General features: G+C 43.2%; 18 protein-coding genes. All 18 read left to right on the plus strand.

Annotation, left to right across the window (positions count from 1 at the left end; all coding sequences use genetic code 11):
- Nucleotides 1-16: 16 nt before the first annotated feature.
- The 18 genes from aroC to BRLA_RS09450 all read left to right on the plus strand — a co-directional run bounded on the left by aroC (nt 17) and on the right by BRLA_RS09450 (nt 19,457).
- Entirely contained in the window at nt 17-1,180 is a 1,164-nt protein-coding gene (gene aroC, locus BRLA_RS09365; protein WP_003338559.1) for a chorismate synthase, read from the plus strand.
- A complete protein-coding gene (gene aroB, locus BRLA_RS09370) occupies nt 1,180-2,289 on the plus strand; it encodes a 3-dehydroquinate synthase (protein WP_003338560.1) in 1,110 nt (369 codons plus the stop codon). The genes aroC and aroB overlap by 1 nt, the downstream gene beginning before the upstream one ends.
- Entirely contained in the window at nt 2,286-2,657 is a 372-nt protein-coding gene (gene aroH, locus BRLA_RS09375) for a chorismate mutase (protein ID WP_003338561.1), read from the plus strand. The genes aroB and aroH overlap by 4 nt, the downstream gene beginning before the upstream one ends.
- A 267-nt stretch (nt 2,658-2,924) precedes the next feature.
- Nucleotides 2,925-4,469: an anthranilate synthase component I gene (trpE, locus tag BRLA_RS09380; protein ID WP_003338562.1), complete on the plus strand. Its 1,545-nt coding sequence runs from the start codon at nt 2,925-2,927 to the stop codon at nt 4,467-4,469.
- Complete coding sequence (gene trpD / locus BRLA_RS09385) at nt 4,463-5,488, plus strand: anthranilate phosphoribosyltransferase (RefSeq protein ID WP_003338564.1); 1,026 nt, start codon at nt 4,463-4,465, stop codon at nt 5,486-5,488. Before trpE ends, trpD begins: the two co-directional genes overlap by 7 nt.
- The gene (gene trpC / locus BRLA_RS09390; RefSeq protein WP_003338565.1) at nt 5,478-6,299 is read left to right on the plus strand and encodes an indole-3-glycerol phosphate synthase TrpC; all 822 of its coding nucleotides are present in this window, start codon (nt 5,478-5,480) and stop codon (nt 6,297-6,299) included. Before trpD ends, trpC begins: the two co-directional genes overlap by 11 nt.
- Nucleotides 6,296-6,997 carry a phosphoribosylanthranilate isomerase gene (locus BRLA_RS09395; protein WP_003338566.1) on the plus strand — a complete coding sequence of 234 codons (702 nt, stop codon included), beginning with the start codon at nt 6,296-6,298 and terminating at the stop codon, nt 6,995-6,997. The genes trpC and BRLA_RS09395 overlap by 4 nt, the downstream gene beginning before the upstream one ends.
- Nucleotides 6,969-8,183 carry a tryptophan synthase subunit beta gene (gene trpB / locus BRLA_RS09400; RefSeq protein ID WP_003338567.1) on the plus strand — a complete coding sequence of 405 codons (1,215 nt, stop codon included), beginning with the start codon at nt 6,969-6,971 and terminating at the stop codon, nt 8,181-8,183. The genes BRLA_RS09395 and trpB overlap by 29 nt, the downstream gene beginning before the upstream one ends.
- A gap of 1 nt (nt 8,184) precedes the next feature.
- The gene (gene trpA / locus BRLA_RS09405; protein ID WP_003338568.1) at nt 8,185-9,003 is read left to right on the plus strand and encodes a tryptophan synthase subunit alpha; all 819 of its coding nucleotides are present in this window, start codon (nt 8,185-8,187) and stop codon (nt 9,001-9,003) included.
- A 30-nt stretch (nt 9,004-9,033) separates the two neighbouring features.
- Complete coding sequence (gene hisC / locus BRLA_RS09410; protein WP_003338569.1) at nt 9,034-10,131, plus strand: histidinol-phosphate transaminase; 1,098 nt, start codon at nt 9,034-9,036, stop codon at nt 10,129-10,131.
- 164 nt (nt 10,132-10,295) lie between these two features.
- Nucleotides 10,296-11,396: a prephenate dehydrogenase gene (locus tag BRLA_RS09415; RefSeq protein WP_003338570.1), complete on the plus strand. Its 1,101-nt coding sequence runs from the start codon at nt 10,296-10,298 to the stop codon at nt 11,394-11,396.
- Between the two features lie 29 nt (nt 11,397-11,425).
- Nucleotides 11,426-12,709, plus strand: a complete 1,284-nt coding sequence (gene aroA / locus BRLA_RS09420) for a 3-phosphoshikimate 1-carboxyvinyltransferase (RefSeq protein WP_003338572.1) — start codon at nt 11,426-11,428, stop codon at nt 12,707-12,709.
- Nucleotides 12,710-12,921: 212 nt separating this feature from the next.
- Nucleotides 12,922-14,070, plus strand: a complete 1,149-nt coding sequence (locus BRLA_RS09425) for a DUF4097 family beta strand repeat-containing protein (protein ID WP_003338573.1) — start codon at nt 12,922-12,924, stop codon at nt 14,068-14,070.
- A 342-nt stretch (nt 14,071-14,412) separates the two neighbouring features.
- Nucleotides 14,413-15,549, plus strand: coding sequence for an amidohydrolase family protein (locus BRLA_RS09430; RefSeq protein ID WP_003338574.1), 1,137 nt, complete (start codon nt 14,413-14,415; stop codon nt 15,547-15,549).
- Nucleotides 15,550-15,815: 266 nt separating this feature from the next.
- Nucleotides 15,816-16,409, plus strand: coding sequence for an RNA polymerase sigma factor (locus tag BRLA_RS09435; RefSeq protein ID WP_003338575.1), 594 nt, complete (start codon nt 15,816-15,818; stop codon nt 16,407-16,409).
- Nucleotides 16,406-17,056 carry an anti-sigma factor family protein gene (locus tag BRLA_RS09440; protein WP_003338576.1) on the plus strand — a complete coding sequence of 217 codons (651 nt, stop codon included), beginning with the start codon at nt 16,406-16,408 and terminating at the stop codon, nt 17,054-17,056. Before BRLA_RS09435 ends, BRLA_RS09440 begins: the two co-directional genes overlap by 4 nt.
- A 78-nt stretch (nt 17,057-17,134) precedes the next feature.
- Nucleotides 17,135-18,082 carry a tetratricopeptide repeat protein gene (locus BRLA_RS09445; RefSeq protein ID WP_003338577.1) on the plus strand — a complete coding sequence of 316 codons (948 nt, stop codon included), beginning with the start codon at nt 17,135-17,137 and terminating at the stop codon, nt 18,080-18,082.
- Between the two features lie 259 nt (nt 18,083-18,341).
- Nucleotides 18,342-19,457 (plus strand): hypothetical protein, encoded by a 1,116-nt coding sequence (locus BRLA_RS09450; protein WP_003338578.1) that lies wholly within the window; start codon nt 18,342-18,344, stop codon nt 19,455-19,457.
- Nucleotides 19,458-19,460 lie beyond the last annotated feature (3 nt).

Here is a 19,460-nt window from a genome sequence, read left to right on the forward strand (position 1 = left end):
ACTGGAGGAGAGAAGAGTGAGATATATAACCGCAGGAGAGTCACACGGACCACAATTAACAGCTATTATTGAAGGAATTCCTAGCAATCTCCCCTTTTCATTTGACGAAATAAACAAACAATTACACCGTCGCCAAAAGGGGCATGGTCGAGGTCGCCGGATGCAGATTGAGAAAGATACTGTTCAGGTCGTATCTGGTGTTCGTCATGGTTATACAACGGGGGCTCCTGTTACGTTGGTTGTTGAGAATAATGACTGGACCCACTGGCAAAAAATTATGAGTGCTACACCTGTGCCAGAAGAGGATGAAGCACGTCGTCGTGTATCACGTCCGCGTCCTGGTCATGCTGACTTGAATGGGGCTATTAAATATCACCAAAGGGATATGCGAAATATTCTGGAGCGCTCTAGTGCGAGGGAAACGACAATGCGTGTAGCCGTAGGTGCGGTGGCACGTCAATTGTTATCCCAATTCGGTATTCGGGTAGCTGGGCATGTTAAGCAGATTGGACAGGTAGTGGCCCAAGAACGTGAATTGTCCCTGGATGAGCTAATGCAAATAACAGAGGATTCACCTGTACGTTGTATTGACCCTGATGCAGAGAAAAAAATGATGGAGCTTATCGATCGTGCTAAAGAAGAAGGCGATTCTTTAGGCGGAATTGTAGAAGTAATTGTGGAAGGTGTACCGATTGGTTTAGGTAGTCATGTGCAATGGGATCGCAAGCTGGATGCAAGATTGGCGCAAGCTATTATGAGCATTCAAGCCTTTAAAGGAGTAGAGATCGGAATCGGTTTTGAAGCGGCAGGATTGCCAGGCTCTCAGGTACACGATGAGATTGAATGGACAGAAGGAAAAGGCTACAGTCGCAAAACGAATCGGGCAGGCGGCTTGGAGGGTAGTATGACCACTGGAATGCCTATCGTTGTGCGAGGTGTAATGAAGCCTATCCCTACTTTATATAAACCGTTAATGAGTGTAGATATTGATACGAAGGAGCCATTTGCAGCAACTATTGAACGTTCAGATAGTTGTGCTGTACCAGCAGCAAGTGTAGTTGCCGAAGCAGTCATTGCTTGGGAAATAGCGCGTGCCATGTGTGAGAAGTTCCCGTCTGATGCTTTAGACGATATGGTGGCAAACGTAGAAGAATATCGAGCTTATACGGAGAGATTCTAATGGAAAAACGTACGTTACTAGTTGACTTGAATGAAAGAGCTTATCCTATTCATATTGGGGCAGGTTTGTTGAGCCAAACACCTGCCCTATTGCAGGAGGCAAACATCAAAGTCTCTCAAAAATTATTCCTCATTACAGACGCTCATGTGGCGCAGCATTATTTGAAGCCGTTGCAGCTTCTTCTAGAACAAGCGGGATACCAGGTTTTTTCCCACATTGTTGTAGCTGGTGAAAAAGCGAAGCAGTTTGCTGTTTATGAAGAGGTGATGACAGCTGCTATTGAGGCAGGACTTGATCGTAAATCTGTCGTGCTAGCGTTAGGCGGTGGAGTCGTAGGTGACCTGGCAGGCTTTGTAGCGGCTACATATATGCGTGGAATTGATTTTGTGCAAATTCCCACAAGCTTATTGGCTCATGATAGCTCGGTAGGTGGCAAGGTAGCGATTAATCATCGTTTGGGCAAAAATTTAATTGGAGCTTTTCACCAACCTCTGATGGTTATTTATGATGTGGATACTCTGCAAACATTGCCTCGTAGAGAAATCTCCGCTGGCTTTGCGGAAGTGATCAAGCATGGACTAATTTCAGATGAGGGCTTTGTTGGATGGCTGGAGGAGCATGCGAAAGGCCTAATGGAATTGGATGCAAAACTGGTTAGTGAAGCCATCTATCGCGGCTGTGCCGTGAAAGCGGCGGTAGTAGCCAAAGACGAAACTGAGCAAGATATTCGCATGACCTTAAATGTAGGTCATACCTTTGGTCATGCTTTTGAGGCGTTAACTGGTTACGGTCAGCTTAATCATGGTGAAGCAATCTCGATTGGGATGGTTTTAGCCGCCCGTTATGCAGAATCCATTGGAATGTCGCCAGAAGGTGTAGCAAAACGTACAAAAAGAGTGCTTGCAGCCTTTGGACTCCCAACTCAATGGCCAAAAGAATTACATCCAGAAGATGTTTTACGGGCAATGCATTTGGATAAAAAGGGCGTAGCAGGTACACTTACACTTGTTTTGCCAACATCTATGGAGCATGTAGAAATCGTGCCTAGGGTAAAAGAAGAAGATGTACTACGGTTTATGAGCGAAGAGTGGGAGGAATCACAAAAATGAGTAAGGTACGAGGAGTCCGTGGGGCAACAACGGTCATCCGAAATGATAAAAGTGAAATCTTAGAGGCAACAGCAGAGCTTTTACGTGAAATGATTCATCAAAATAAAATTGAGACTGACGATATAGCAAGTGCTATAATCACGATGACAGAGGAGCTGGATGCTGTATTTCCAGCTCAGGCTGCCCGTGAGTTTTTAAAATGGGAGCATGTTCCCCTGATGTGTGCAAAAGAAATTCCTGTGGCTGGGAGTTTAAAAAATTGTATTCGTGTTATGCTTCACATCAATACTGACAAGTCTCCACATGAAATTACGCATATTTTTCTAGGAGAAGCAATTCGATTACGCCCAGATTTAGTAAAAGAATAGTTGACAGTAGGGGCTAGGTTTTGTAAAGTAAGAGCAAGTTTTACAAGTTCAGAGCATGAAGGTAGTTACGAGCAAGTTAGTAAGTTAGTCGAGAGCCGAGTAGAGTTGAGAAGAGATAGGTTGTATGAGACGAGGAGAGCTGAGACTGGTTTCGTTATGCTATAAACCAACACCCAGGACTCTTTCCTGGGTGTTTTTTGTCTTACATATTATCCCATCTTCTATACGACCATCCTCTTCTATCAGAAGAAGAGAGGTGTGTTGTCCATGTTAGAGCCCACATTTCAAGAGGTGCAGCACTATGCATCTACACACAATTTTATTCCCATTCGCCTTACTTTGTTAGCTGATCAGGAAACGCCGATCAGTTTGTATCAAAAATGTACGGAACAAGCAGCTTTTTTACTAGAAAGTGTTGAAGGAGGAGGACGCTGGTCTAGGTACTCCTTTATAGGACTACGCCCCTTTTTGCGAGTAGAAGCGATAGACCAGCAGGTGACGCTTCTTAAAGAATCGGGGGAACGAGAGCAGTATAACCGCAATCCCATGGAAGTACTACGAGAATTATGTCAGCAATATAGAGCGCCATCCATTGCTGAATTTCCACCGTTAACAGGAGGAGCAATCGGATATTTAGGATATAATACATTGCGCTATGTAGAGACGCAATTGCCTAAGCATCAGAACCAACCGCTTGATATCCCGGATATGCATGTCGTTTTTGTAGATGAAATGCTGGTTTATGATCATGCAAAGCAAGAAATTCAATGCATGGTTCACATTAGAGTTTCTGAGGAGGACACAGAAGAATCGTTGCAGATAAAGTATGCAAAGGCTAGTGCCCGATTGGTCGCTTTACGTGATCACATCCTGCATACACCTATACCGAAGGACACAAGGCTACAGCAATATCAATTAAGTCAGCTAGACGAAGCGGTCAAAAAGCCAGAGACCAGCAGCCTGCAAAGTAACATGAGTCTCTCAGAGTATAAGACCATGATCTTAAAAGCAAAAGAGTATATTGCCAGCGGAGATATCTTTCAGGTTGTTCTATCTCAACGCATGACGATGAAGACGGATGTGGATCCATTTGCCGTTTATCGGATGCTACGAACGACGAATCCATCTCCTTACCTGTATTATCTACCATTTGGATCAGCGACTTTGGTAGGGGCATCACCGGAAGTGCTAGTAAAGGTTCAGAACAAGAAGGTTGAGGTTCGTCCGATAGCTGGAACTCGCAAACGTGGAGCAACGATCGAGGAGGATCTGGCGTTAGAGCAAGAATTGCTGGCTGATCCAAAAGAATTAGCGGAACATCATATGCTAGTTGATTTGGCCCGCAATGACGTAGGGAGAGTCTCCACATACGGTACGGTAAAGGTGGAAAACCCCTTACATGTAGACCGTTATTCGCATGTGATGCATATTGTCTCAGATGTGTCAGGAGAGATGCGTGAAGATTTGGATTGTTTTGATGCTCTTCTTGCCGCTTTTCCTGCTGGTACTGTATCTGGCGCTCCTAAATTGCGAGCGATGGAAATCATTGCAGAATTGGAACAGGATGCTCGTCACACATATGCAGGCTCGATTTGTTACTTCAGCTTTACTGGAAATTTAGACAGTTGCATTACGATTCGTACCCTGTTGTTTACACAAAATCATGTGCATATACAAGCAGGAGGCGGCATCGTCGCTGATTCAATAGCGGAGCTAGAATATCAAGAAGCAATGAATAAGGCAGCAGCAATGGTCAAAGCGCTAGAAAAGGCAGAGCTGCATTTTCAACCAAAGGGGGTAGCGTTATGCTAACGACCTCCTTAGATAAGATTACCCGAAAGCAACATCTAGATCGTACGCTGGCTCGATTAGCGATGGGTGAAATCATGGATGGAAAAGCAACACATGCACAGATCGGAGCATTTTTAGCGGCCCTCAGGGTAAAAGGTGAACAGGTTGAAGAATTGATTGGCTTTGCAGAAGCGATGCGTGAAAGGGTTAAAGCATTTCCTGTTGCTAAGCAAAACGTGATTGATACATGCGGCACTGGGGGAGATGGTGCTTCTACCTTTAATATTTCAACTGCCTCAGCCATTGTAGCCGCTAGTGGCGGTGTTAGTGTAGCCAAACATGGAAATCGTGCTGTTTCTAGCAAGTGTGGCAGCGCTGATGTGTTAGAAGCACTAGGGATTCCGATTCAACTGACGCCTGAGCAAGCGGGAGAATGTCTGGAAGAAACCAACCTTTGCTTCTTATTTGCGCCCCTTTACCATGAAGCAATGCGCCATGCGGCTATACCAAGAAAAGAGCTGGCGATACGGACGGTCTTCAATTTACTGGGGCCATTAACCAATCCTGCTCGGGCTGATCGCCAGTTATTAGGCTTGTACGATCGTGGATTGCTGGTTCCGATTGCCAAGACATTAAGTGAGTTAGGGGTATCCAGAGCCATGGTTGTTGCTGGACTAGACGGTTTAGATGAACTAACGATTACAGGGGAAAGCGAAGTAGCTGAATTAAGAGATGGTGAGGTATCGGCGTATCGACTTGACCCGGAGCGGTTAGGATTGAGGCTTGGGACCTCCGCAGAGCTTGCAGGGGGCGATGCAGCAGAGAACGCGCTAATCCTAGAGCAAATTTTTAAAGGTGAACGGGGTGCGAAACGCGATATTGTGCTGCTCAATGCAGGTGCCATTCTGTACCTCACGGATAACGTAAGTAGCTTGCAAAAGGGTGTCATCCGGGCTGCTGAGCTGATCGACAATGGAAATGCAATACGTAAGCTTGAACAACTACGTCAGGTCATGAGGAGGGTTCATCATGCTTCGTAAAATTGTGGAGCAAAAAAAAGGAGAAGTGGCGATCCTGCGTCAAGGAACAAGTCTTCAACAGATGCTAACGGAGATGAAAGCACTGCCAGCTACTCGCGGTTTTGTCAACGCTCTTACCACAAGCCCTCGGAAGGTAAGCTTAATTGCTGAGGTAAAAAAAGCTTCTCCGTCAAAAGGCATCATTCGTGCTAATTTTGACCCTGTCGCTATTGCTGGGTCTTATCAGGAAGCTGGTGTGGATGCGATTTCAGTTTTAACGGACGAAACGTTTTTTCAAGGTGAACTAAGGTATCTACAGATGATCAAAGAATTGGTTCCCCAGCCGTTGTTACGCAAAGATTTTACTATTGATGAATATCAGATTGCACAATCAAGAGTGAGCGGAGCGGATGCTATTTTATTGATTGCAGCCATTCTGGATTCTGAACAAATCAAGCACTTTTATCAAATGGCAGTAGAGATCGGACTAGATGTGCTAATAGAGGTTCATGATCAAACGGAATTAGAGCAGGTGATGTCGGCAGTAGAGCCTATGCTGCTCGGCATTAATAATCGAGATTTGCGAACCTTCACCACGAATCTAGATACTTCCGTAGATCTCTTGAAGCTGATTCCTAGCGGCATTCCTGTCGTAAGTGAGAGTGGGTTAGCGACAGCGGAAGATGTTCATTTAGTCGGGATGGCGGGAGCGCGCTCCATTTTAGTAGGTGAGCAGTTCATGCGTCAAGAGGACGTAGTTCAAGCTGTTCGTGAGCTAATGCAAGATCAACATATGAAGCCTCAGGTGATTTCACGAGGTGACACAATATGACCGCCTTAAAAATTTGTGGGATAAAAGATGCGAATACACTGGTCTTATTGCAGAAGCTTAGCGTGGAATATGCAGGTTTGGTGTTTGCCGAAAGTAAGCGCCGGGTGACAGTAGAGCAGGCTAGGACTCTAGTAGCAGAGGCTAAGACTTCAGCGGATGCAGAGGTTTTAGAAAATATGAACAGACCTTTCCCGCGTCTAGTAGGAGTTTTTGTGAATCCAGATGTATCTGAGCTTGATCGCATAGTGAACCAGGTCCCTCTGGACGTGATCCAATTGCATGGCCAAGAAACGCCAGAATTTTGTCAAATGGCCCAAAAACGCTTTGGCAAGCCTGTATGGAAAGCGATTGGCATCGGGACAGGGAGTGACTCCATTATAGAAAAGCTTGCCTCCTACAAAAATAGTGTGCAAGCCTACTTATTTGACACGCATGATCCAAAACAAGCGGGAGGTACGGGTAAAAAATTTGCCTGGGAACACATTCCCGATCTGCAACGAATGGTAGCTCCCTTACAAGCAATCATTGCTGGTGGTATTTCAATAGAGAATGTAGAGACTTTACTTAGCAAATATGCACCAGCCTTAATTGATCTTTCCAGCGGTGTAGAGACCAATGGTGAAAAGGATGCTCACAAAATAACAATTTTAGCGGAAAGGGTGAAGCAGCATGGCACAAGCTACGAATGTACGAGATGATTCTGTCCTACGATCAGGTCGATTTGGTGAATATGGGGGCAGATTTGTTCCTGAAACCTTAATGAAGGCATTAATCGAATTGGAGAAAAGCTTAGTGGAAGCGTTGGAGGATGAGACCTTTCATGCAGAATTAAATCAATTTCTTCGCTTTTATTCGGGAAGACCGACTCCCTTTTATCATGCTGAACGTCTGAGTGAACATCTGGGAGGGGCACACATTTACTTAAAACGAGAAGATTTAAATCACACAGGCGCTCACAAATTAAATAATGCCTTGGCACAAGCGTTACTGGCTAAACGAATGGGGAAGCAAGCTATTATTGCCGAAACAGGAGCTGGCCAGCATGGGGTAGCGAGTGCAACTGTAGCCGCGCGTCTTGGACTTTCTTGCAAGGTTTTCATGGGAGAAGAGGATATTAAACGCCAGGAGTTAAATGTTTTTCGGATGAAGCTTTTAGGAGCAGAGGTTATTCCAGTATCATCGGGAACAGCCACGTTAAAGGATGCTACCAATGAAGCAATTCGTTATTGGGTGAGTAATGTAGAAGAAACCTACTATGTAATTGGTTCGGCGATGGGACCTCATCCATATCCCTATATGGTGCGGGAGTTCCAAAAAATCATTGGAACAGAGACACGAGCCCAATCTCTGGAGCAGCTTGGGCGCTTACCTGATGAACTTATCGCATGCGTCGGAGGAGGGAGCAATGCCATTGGCTTTTTCTATCCATTTGTGGGGGATCAGGTGAGATTGACTGCAGTAGAAGCAGCAGGAGAAGGTGTGGATACAGACAAGCATGCGGCAACATTAACAAAAGGACGTCCAGGTATTATTCATGGCTCCCTAACATATCTGTTGCAGGATGATGATGGACAGGTGCAGGAAGCTCATTCCATTTCGGCTGGACTTGATTACCCAGGTGTTGGTCCCGAGCATTCTTATTTAAAAGACCGCGGCAGAGTGGAGTATGTGGCAATTACTGATCAGGAAGCTTTAGAGGCTTGCCAATTGCTTACGAAATTAGAAGGGATACTACCTGCCTTGGAAAGCTCACATGCTATAGCGGAGGTCATAAAGCGCGCTCCGCGGATGAATTCCGATCAAATCATCGCTGTATGCCTTTCTGGACGCGGGGATAAAGACGTTCATACCTTACAAAACCATCTGAACAAGGAGGAGAATTAACATGCAACATACCATGACAAGAATGGAAGAGCTGTTTGCTGATCGAACAGTAAAACGATTCATTCCTTTCATAACGGTAGGAGATCCTTCTTTAGATGTGACCTTTGAACTGGTTCACAAGCTTATTGAAGCAGGAGCTGATGTCATTGAACTTGGGGTTCCCTATTCTGATCCTTTGGCGGATGGGCCGATTATTCAACGAGCTTCACAGCGTGCCTTAGCACAGGGTGTGAAATTAAAAGACGCTATTCGATTAGGAGAGAGGCTACGTGCATCAGGGGTGAGCATTCCGCTGGTGATCTTTACATATTGTAATCCAGTCATGCAATATGGTGTGGAACGTTTCTTTGCTGATTTGCGAGCGTATGGACTTGATGGTGCCATTATCCCGGATTTGCCGTTTGAGGAGAGTGCGGAGGCGCGTGGGGCGGCAAAGAAAAACGGAATACATTTGATTCAATTAATTGCGCCAACATCACAGGAGAGAATCGAGATGATCGGCAAAGAAGCAGACGGTTTTTTATATTGCGTATCGTCTTTGGGGGTTACTGGGGTTAGAGATAATCTTCCGTTTGAATTAGATGATTTAATTAAAACTGCTCGTGAAAATAGCAGTATACCTGTTGCAGTAGGGTTTGGGATTTCTTCTCCTGAACAAGTTCGCGCTGTTGCAGGTTATGCGGATGCTGTGATTGTGGGAAGCGCAATTGTCAGAGAGGTTGAGAAAAATATCGAGGCCCTCTCTAGTGAGGAGATGCGAAACAGCGGATTAGAACGTGTGAAAAAGTTTGTAAAATCCTTATCCAATGAGTTAAAATAACAGAAACAAAAAAGCATGGGGTGAGGACAAGTGCTACCAAAAGAGCGAATTTTAAATGTTCCGGTGTACAAACCTGGAAAACCTATCGACGATGTAAAGCGCGAATTAGGACTTACAGAAGTAATTAAATTAGCTTCTAATGAAAATCCATACGGTTATTCCCCAGTTGTAAAAGAAGCGATGCTTGCTGCTATGAATGATCTGGCTATCTATCCAGATGGTGGAAGTATGCAACTTCGATGGGAACTTGCAGAATTTTTAAACGTACAACCTGAACAATTGATTTTCGGAAATGGTTCTGACGAAATTGTACTAATGATCTCCCGTGCTTATCTGGAGAAGGGGACCAATAGCGTAATGGCTACCCCGACATTTTCTCAATACAGGTCTAATGTGACGGTAGAGGGTGCTGATTTACTCGAAATCCCTCTAAAGAATGGCGTTCATGATTTAGAGGCGATGCTAGCTGCAATCAATGAACAGACCCGAGTGGTTTGGGTATGCAACCCTAACAATCCATCTGGAACAATGAATACATCTGATGAGCTGCTCGCTTTTTTAGAAAAGGTACCAGCTAACGTATTAGTTGTATTGGACGAAGCTTATTACGAATATGTGGTGGATGAAAATTACCCTCAAACCATACCGCTCCTTGATAAATATAAAAATATGATTATTTTACGTACATTCTCAAAAATCTATGGATTGGCGGCTCTGCGTATCGGGTATGGTATAGCTAATCCAGAGGTCGTCTCACATCTGAATCATGTGCGTGGACCGTTCAATACAGGTTCCCTGTCGCAAGTCGCAGCACGTGCAGCGATTTCAGATCAGGAATTTGTGACACAATGTAGCCAGAAAAATCGTCAACAAATGAAGCGAATCACAGATAAATGTGATGAACTAGGCTTACACTATTTCCCTTCTCAAACCAACTTTGTTTTATTGGAGGTAAAGAGAGATTCAGACGAGGCCTTCCAATACTTGTTGAAAAAAGGAATTATCACTCGTTCAGGCAATGCGCTCGGTCATCCCGGTTATCTGCGTGTCACGATAGGAAATAGCGAGCAAAACGATAAGCTGTTAGCAGCTTTGGAAAGTCTAGTGACAGAAGCTGCTAAAAAATAGCGAAATAAAAAAATAATAGGGCAAAAATAGAAAGAAAAGTAGTAGAGCAGGCCGGTCAACACCGGCTTTTTCTACTATCTATATGAACTCCTTTGTTCTCATGCAAAATATGAGGACAGGTATAGACGAAAAATAGAGAGATTCTTTGGAGTGGAGCGGAGAATATGAATAGAACAATTGCCATTCTGGGAGTTGGATTAATAGGAGCTTCCATTGGACTTGCGTTGCGTCAGAACCCTCTCAACAGAATTGTCGGGTTTGATTTACACCAGGAACAATTGGACAAGGCAATAGATAAAGGAGTTATCCATTCTGGAAGCACAGACCTGCAACTTGCTGTGCAGGAAGCGGATATTATCTTTATTGCAGCTCCCGTAGAGCAAATCCATCATCTTATGCGATCAGTTGCTCAATTGCGTTTAAAAGAAGGAACGATTATTACGGATGTAGGGAGCACTAAATATCAGGTAGTACAGAGTGCGCGCATTTTACGTGAGAAGGGTGTTACGTTTATCGGGGGTCATCCCATGGCAGGATCTCATAAATCAGGAGTAGAAGCAGGAAATGAACGTTTGTTTGAAAATGCATTTTATGTGCTTACACCAGATGAAGAGACACCTTTTGAGCAAGTTGAGCTTTTGCAGGAAGTGCTTGAGCCGTTACGTGCAAAGGTCATTGTGCTACAGCCTGACGAGCATGATGAAATCGTTGGGGCAATCAGTCATTTTCCTCATTTGATCGCTGCTCTATTAGTCAATCAAGTATCGAAATACAACACACAAAAACCATGGTATCATCGATTAGCAGCAGGTGGATTTCGTGATATCACTCGTATTGCCTCTAGCAATCCTAAACTGTGGAGAGATGTATTATTAAGCAATAAGACATATCTGTTACAGATCGCTCGCGATTGGCAGGAGGATTTTACTGCGATTATCCATGCGCTGGAGCAGGAGGATGCAAACGAGATTGAGTCGTTTTTCCAAGATGCGCGTGAATTCCGTGACTCGATACCGGAACGACGCCCAGGGGCTATTCCAGCTCTACATGATTTATACATGGATATTCCTGACCATCCAGGTGAGATTGGTAGAATTACCACTTTACTGGGAAGTAAGGAAATTAGTATTACGAACATACAAATCAGAGAAACACGTGAGGACGAATATGGCGCGCTGCGAATCAGCTTTCGCAATGAAACAGAGCTGGCAAAAGGCATAGAACTCCTTGGGTATTTTGATTACAATGTGTATCGCAGAGACTAAAAGAGGGAAGTAAAGAGAGGAGTAACGTCATGTTAACCATTCAACCAGCTAAGAGAATACAGGGTGAAACACAAGTACCTGGAGATAAGTCGATTTCGCATCGGGCTGTCATGTTTGGGGCACTGGCAGAGGGAACCACGCATATAAGTGGTTTTTTACAAGGAGCAGATTGCTTGAGTACGATTGATTGTTTTTCCCGTATGGGCGTTGTAATAGCGCGAGAAGGTGATCGTGTAACAGTTCATGGGAAAGGCTGGTTTGGATTGCAAGAACCGGATCAAAAGCTTGATGTAGGCAACTCGGGTACCACCATTCGTTTAATGAGTGGTATTTTAGCTACGCAACCATTTCATTGTGTAGTAGAAGGAGATGAATCTATTGCGAAACGTCCGATGCGACGAGTAGTAGGTCCTCTACGTGAAATGGGCGCCAAGATAGATGGCCGAAAAAATGGTGAGTTCACCCCGTTATCCATACGTGGAGGCGATTTGAAAGGCATAACTTATACTTCTCCAGTGGCTAGCGCGCAAATCAAGTCTGCTATTCTCTTAGCTGGCTTGCAAGCTGAAGGAACCACAACTGTTGAAGAACCAAGCGTATCGCGCGATCATACCGAACGAATGTTGCGAGCTTTTGGTGTCCAAGTAACCCAATCTGGAAAGAGTGTCAGCGTGCAAGGTGGGCAAAAACTGATTGGTAGAGAGATCAGTGTACCAGGAGACATTTCATCTGCCGCTTTCTTAATTGCGGCTGTTATGATGCTGCCAGAAAGCGAGCTTCTGATTAAAAACGTAGGAATTAACCCAACACGTACTGGAATTATTGATGTAGTCCGGGCGATGGGTGGGACTATTGAATTACGCAATGAACGAGTAGTAAACGAGGAACCCGTAGCAGATATTTATGTAGCTCATACAAAATTGCATGGAACTGTTATTGAAGGTGATCTCATTCCGCGTTTGATTGATGAAATTCCTGTGATTGCTGTAATGGCTACACAAGCCGTAGGAGAAACGATTATCCGGGATGCTGCAGAATTAAAAGTGAAGGAGACAGATCGAATTGCAACCGTGGCAAGCCAGCTAGGGAAATTTGGTGCAAAAGTTCAACCGACTGATGATGGCATGATCATTACCGGAGAATGCGACTTACACGGCGCGGATATCAACAGTATGGGTGACCATCGTATCGGTATGGCAATGGCTATTGCGGGATTGGCATCACAAGGTGAAACAATTGTTCGACAAGCTGAAGCAATCGACGTATCGTTTCCTGGCTTTGCTACCTTACTTGCTTCCATTTGTCAGCGGTAAGTGTAGAGGATTTAATTCAATAAGTTAACAGCGTTTAGTAGGGATAGCTTCTATCATCATTGGTAGGAGCTATTTCTTGTTTAATGATAGATTTATATGAAACAATCGGGGGTCTTAGTCGAAGATACGTCCAAGGACTGAGCCGATATCAAATGTGTTATGCTACAATTAAGCCAACGCACAAACGGATGTAGTTTAGAGAGGAGAAGTTCATGCGTCAGCCGGAAGAAAAACAATCATCTTTACAATCCCACCGCTCGCGTCAAAAGCGGATAGGTCCTTGGCAGTTAGCCATAACTGTTTTAGCCGTAGGGATTGGTATTCTAGTAGATCAACTTTTTTATACGAACGTTTTAGCAACAGTCTTAAAGTTTTGGCCGTTGCTCCTAATTATCATTGGAGTTGAATTGATTTTCCGTCAATTATTCCAATCATCTGAGAATAGTCCAGGCTGGAAACTAGATGCTAGTAGCTTGATCCTAATGGTTGTGATTCTTATGGGAGCAAACGTTTACCAAGCTTTCTCTAATGGAAACATTATGGAGCTAGTAACGAATCGGCTTTATAAGGGGCCTGTGCAATTTGTTACAGTCATGGAAAAGGATTTGGAAGTGGCTGATATGAAAACGCTTCGGCTTACAAATGATTTTGGCAAGGTTATGGTAGAGGGTGCGGCGGATGGACGTTTTCATATTCGTGTTGATGGGAATGTGAAAGCTGATTCGAAGCAAGAGGCCCAGCAAAGAGCCAAGGATATAGAAGTAAGTGTGGAACAAGGACAAGAAACCAGTATAGAGATCAGAGATAACTATAATAAGGCTAGAGATTTAACCTTATATGTGATGGTTCCCGAAAATACGGAGATTATCTCTGAGGTAAAAGCAGGTGTAACGGACATTAAGAAGGTAAGGAAAGCAGATGTGAAATCAGATGCAGGTAAGGTTACGGTTTCTGATATTACCGAACAGCTAAAAGTCAGTTCTAACGCAGGTGCTATTGAGGCGACGAACATTTCGAATACAACACTCCGTTCAAATGTAGGAATGATTACGGTGAGCGGATCAGTGCAAGGAACGCTGGATGTAGGAAATGATGCCGGTAAAATTAATGTATCAAGTGATGTAGTTCTCAATGGACCATGGCAACTGCACTCGGATTTAGGGGCTGTTATGATACATATCCCAAAAGAGAGTCAGGTGACCTTAACAGCAAGTACCAAGTTAGGAAGTATTACAGGGAATGAGTTAGAAGTTGAACGGAGCGGAGCAAGTGTCAAGACGGTCAAAACCTTGGGAGATGGGACCTTTCCGATCCAGGTATCAACTGATTTAGGAAGTATCACGTTTGATGCTACACGATAATGAAATAAACCCCAGTAATGGAAAGAATTTTGTAAATAAAGCTCTCCTTACTGGGGTTCTATTTCTTTATAAAATACGTACTTTTCAAAAATATACTCACGATAAAAAGAGTTTGACAAGTTACTAAATATGGGTATAATTAGAAGTACAGTATGGTTTCTCTCCACTCCTATCCAAATATTTTGCACAAGTGTGCTACCGTTGATTGAATGCGCTTTCATTCGATCAACGGTTTTTTTTTGAATCGAATGGTCTGAAGCCTAAAATCTTGGGAATAATCATCGAAATTTCACATATGCTCGTAGTAAAGATAATCTTACTAAGATATAGAGGGGGACGAGCATGGATGGGCTTCTCACGATAATTCGTAACGCTTCAGTTGTTACACAGCATGCGGTGAAACAAACGGATATTTGGATTCAAAACGGTAAAATTGTGCGCACTCATCCAGATACATTGCGCAGAGAATGGAGTAGTGGACAAGCTAGAGTAGAAATTGATGCTTCCGATTATTATATTTTGCCTGGATTTTTGCAGGTAATGAAAGCACATTCACTCCATTATCGGCCTACCCAATCGTACGTTCAGCAGATCCAAATGCTAGTCGAACAAGGAATTACAACATTTATTGATACAATTAAGATAGGCAAATGGATGGATAAGTCACAATGCATGTACCAGCTATCCCCCCATTACAATAGTCCACTTGATTATGCAGTTCGAATCGAAATCATGGCTTCTGAGTGCCATTACGATCGGATTCGGCAATTAATAAAACAAGGTTTCCGTCTCATCCAAATTGTAGTGTGTACAGTAGAAGAAGTGCACCGAATTAACTGGAATAGCCTATATCCGCTCCTTCTGCAGGAGAGAGTGTCATTGCATTTGCACATTTTGGGTGAAACCATTTCCCAAGAAGATCGTCAAATTATCATAGAAGCATGGTTGCAATATTGCCATTATGGAAAAATTCGCACCTGCATAAATGAAAATCAAACAAAAGACGTAATAAATGAAGCGATTTCTTTTTATCATCTCCAGCCGGTTGGGAAACTTGAAGAAAAACAGAAAGAGCATGGATGGATATTGAAGCACTTAAGAAATTGGTATTCGCACCATTCGTTATATGCTTCAATCAAGGAGTTAACTGTCCCATCACAATTTTGGGCGCGTGGACAAGCAGAGCGAATCCTGTCCTTAACAGTACGGCTAGCTTCGACGAACGTTGCAAAGCTGGCTGGCTGCTATCCGGTTAAAGGAAGCTTGTTGCCAGGTGCAGATGCTGATTTATTGTTCCTAAAAAAAGACAAATGGTTGACAAATCATTCTATTTCCACTATGCTCAATCTTAGCGAAGTATGTAATCCTGTGAGAGTTATGTCGAAAGGCGTCTTTATTTATCAGAACGGTACTCATCATTCGACAATTGGTGCAGGAAAACATCTGAGGCCATTACGGCCATATAACTACGCGATGTAACCCCGTCATGGGGTTTTTTCATACTGTTCTTACTATGATGAAGTCCCCTGTTTTTCTTCTTAGTTACTCTACGTAGGCTACTTTTGCATAAGAAATGGTGAGTTGTAGAACGCGTCCCTTCAGAAGGGCTATGCTTTTCCTGAAGGCGGATTCTTCATCGCTGAAAAAGTTTATGCCTTTTCCGCAACTTTTGGTGATCTGCGTGGTCTAATTTAGTGCATGGGTCACTGGGGAGTTTGGAATCGCTTAGGAGGTAAACCTAGTCAATGACCGATTCCCAGTTAATTCGCGAAATAAAAGAGGGCAATATTGAGAGTTATGCCGAGCTGATACGTCGGTATGAAAGGAAAATCTTGACCTTTGTTGCTCATATGCTTCGCCAAGCACATCTGGAGCATATAGCCGAGGACATTTGTCAAGAAACCTTTTACAAAGCGTATAAAAGCCTTCATTCTTTCCGAGATGTGGAAGCTACATTTTCAACATGGCTGTATACCATTGCTCGCAACACCGTATTGAGTGAATTGCGTAAAAGTCGTAACGCTGACGTTTATTTGGAAGATAGTGTCCAGGTTCCAAGCATTTCTTTTGAACGGCTCCCTGAACAACAATTGTTGCAAACAGAGCGTGAGGATCTGGTGAGACAAGCGATTAATAATCTTCCCGAAAAACAACGGTCGGCGCTTATTTTACGTGAGTATGAGCAACTGGATTACAATGAAATTGCCAAAATCCTCGATCTTACGGTTAGTTCGGTTAAATCTCTTTTATTTCGGGCTAGACAAAGCATTAAATTACAATTGGAATCCTATTTTATCGATTCTCAATTGGAAGAAGCTGAAGGGATGAGTAAGCGATGAGGTGCGATGAAGCACAAGAAATGTTACATGACTATGCACAGGGTGATTTGCCAGAGTTATCGGAGCGCAGGCTTCAGAACCATCTGGCCTGTTGTGACTCCTGTCATTCTAAATATGATGTATTACTAGATAGCGACAAATTCATACAAATGCATAAAGATGACTACATAGCTAATCCACCTGCCACTTCGATTGTAGATGCCGTCATGGCACGCATTTTATCAGAAGAGAAATGGGCCATTCCGATTGGGAAAAAAGTGTTTACATTAACCGTGCGTATGCGACGTATTGGACTTAGTGTGGCCATGGTACTTTTAATGATATGTTCCTTCACTCTTTATCATAATTCAGATGACAATCTTAATTCGTTTGTACCTTATACTGCAAAAGCAGAAGCTCTGTCCTCTGATAATGTCAAATCTGAAGTAAGTACTGCCTCTGAATCAGATCAAAATGTGGTATTTCAGTCAATTGATTCTGGCGGTGAAACAACGGCTCCGTTAATAAAACAACAAAAAGAGATGCGTGTTAATGTGATTACCTCTGATATGGAACCATCGTCGAATAAACCAAATTATAGTGTCATTTTAAGCTTTTTTGGGATTTTAATTACGGTTTTGACTATGAGCTGGTTTACAAGAGCTTAAAATCATATAAAATAAAGGAAAAAGGACCGTCATTTTGACGGTCTTTTATCGCTTAGTTATAGAAATGGGGTGTTTCGCATGCCAAAAAAATGGCTGCGTATCATTGAGGAAGCTGTTAATAAAATCGAAAATGATGAAATGGAACTTGGATTGCAAGTTTTACATAAAATAGGTGAACACGGCAAAGAAATTCCTGAAGTAATGTTCTGTTTGGCAGATGTCTGGTATGGACTTGGACATAATCAGGAAGCAATTAAGATCATTCGAGATTTGCTAGCAAATCCCACTATACCAAAAGAGATGGATCAGGAAGCCAAAATTATGGCTGCGGAGATTGCGTTAGACGAAGCAGACTACGATGCTGCCCATGAATATCTGTATGCGCTTAAAGAGGAAGGCTATGAAGAGATTCAATTGTATCTCCTGCTGGCTGACTTGTATGCTATCCAGGATTTAGAAGAGGTAGCTGTAAAGTATTTAAAAATTGCTCACGAACGTGATCCAGATAATGAAGAATTGCGAGCGGCTTTAAGCGAGATGTATATGAAAACAGGCGAGGTGCAGGAAGCCATAAACCTGTTAGATGAAATTTCTGAAACCACGTTCCATGCGCTTGTATTAAAAGCACGTACATTTGCTCAGCAGGGTCAATTTGAAGAAGCCTATCAACTCTATACAAAGGCAGTGCAGTACGAGCAATTACCAGAGGTTGTATATGGCTGTGCTTTGATGTCTTTCTATACCGATAAATGGGAAGAAGCAGAGCGCTATATTCAGCTCTTGATTGCGATTGATGAAGAATATGTCATCGCCTACCCGCTGCATAGTGATATTTTATTATCCCAAGGAAAGACAGAAGCAGCGATTGATGCGCTGAAAAAGTATGTAGATCTTTCTGGTTTTGATGTAGAACATATCCGCCGTTTAACAGCTCTATTAATGCAGGCTGGTCGTTATGAGGAATCAAAAGAATATCAGAAGTTATTGGAGCAATGGGATTTACAAGAAGAGACAAACGAAGAATAAATCAGCAGGCTGAGTTGAAGGTAATCAAACGGCCTGATTGGACTTCATTAGCAGTTTTCTACTTCCCATGCCATTTACAAAGCACAGTGAAAGCTGTGCTTTTTTTATTTGTCGCATCACCTAATAGGCTCAATTGCATTCGAATAATGATTTGATATGTATCCAAGGTTTTCTTTATCAAAATGATTGGAGCAGGTTTAATCCGAGAATGAACTGGGCAACAATGGATGTAAATCTGCAAAGTAAGAAGGGATGCGCAATGAAATTAGCTGAAGTACTCGTTTACGCTGATATTGCCCAATTACATCAGATTGCGAGACATTATGGTTATCAGTGCGATCCGCATTCGAAAAACGAGTTGGTCACGACTTTAATGACCGGGCTGCGACATCAAAAGACAATACGAGCGGAGCTAGAGCAGCTTTCTTCGGCTGATCTGCACTTCCTGTTGCTGTTATTTCTGGATAAACGCGAGCGGTATACACTCGAGGATTTACTAGCAAAAGCAGCAATTGCACAAGTAGAGGAGTGTGAGGAAAAGAAGGAAGAGGCGCGTAAAAAAGTAGCGTTTGCCTTAAAACGAGGTTGGATGTTTCCCGCGAAGGGTAGGCTGCAAGGACAGTTTGAAATCCCAGTTGATATTCGTGAGCTGTATGTACAGACATGGATCCAGCACTTGCCTGGGATAAAAGTCCAGAATGAGGTCCCTAGTGCTTATCGTGATGAAGGAACGGCTTTATTAGATGATATGCTGATTTTGCTCCGTTTCCTGCAAAATGAGCCTGTTCCTCTTACTCAAGATGGAGGCATGTACAGACGCTTTCAGGTACAGCTATTTCATTTTTTAAGCGTAAAAGAGGAACCACTTGCTCCACAGAAATGGCGTTTTGGATATGGATTGCATTTTGACCTATATCCAGACCGATTCTCGCTACTTTATGATTTTTGTTACCATAAAGGTTGGATTGCTGAGGATGGGAAGCACGTTTTTATCACACCGATTGGTTTAGAGGTTCTCCAACAAGGAATTAGCCTGCATACTCACAGTGATTGCATCCGTTTTTGGTTTCGTTTATATAAACGAGCGATTCCTAATCTTCCCTTGTTGGTTCAGTTGATAGCGATGCTAACTTCTAATCAATGGTACTCCTCCCAACAGCTATCCGATTTGTTACTACCTTGGATGAAGTCTTTTTATTATGACAAACGCGAGGAAATCCTATCGAACCGTATTTTAAAGATGATGGTTCATGTTGGATTGCTAAAGGTAGGACAATCGAGGGCAGGCGAGTGGGTTTATGAAAGAACGGACGTTTGCGAGGTTTGGCTGCGAGATTATAACGGTTTTGTCGATACCACCATATTAATGAAATGAGGG

This window comes from Brevibacillus laterosporus LMG 15441 (assembly GCF_000219535.2).
Lineage (GTDB): Bacteria > Bacillota > Bacilli > Brevibacillales > Brevibacillaceae > Brevibacillus_B > Brevibacillus_B halotolerans.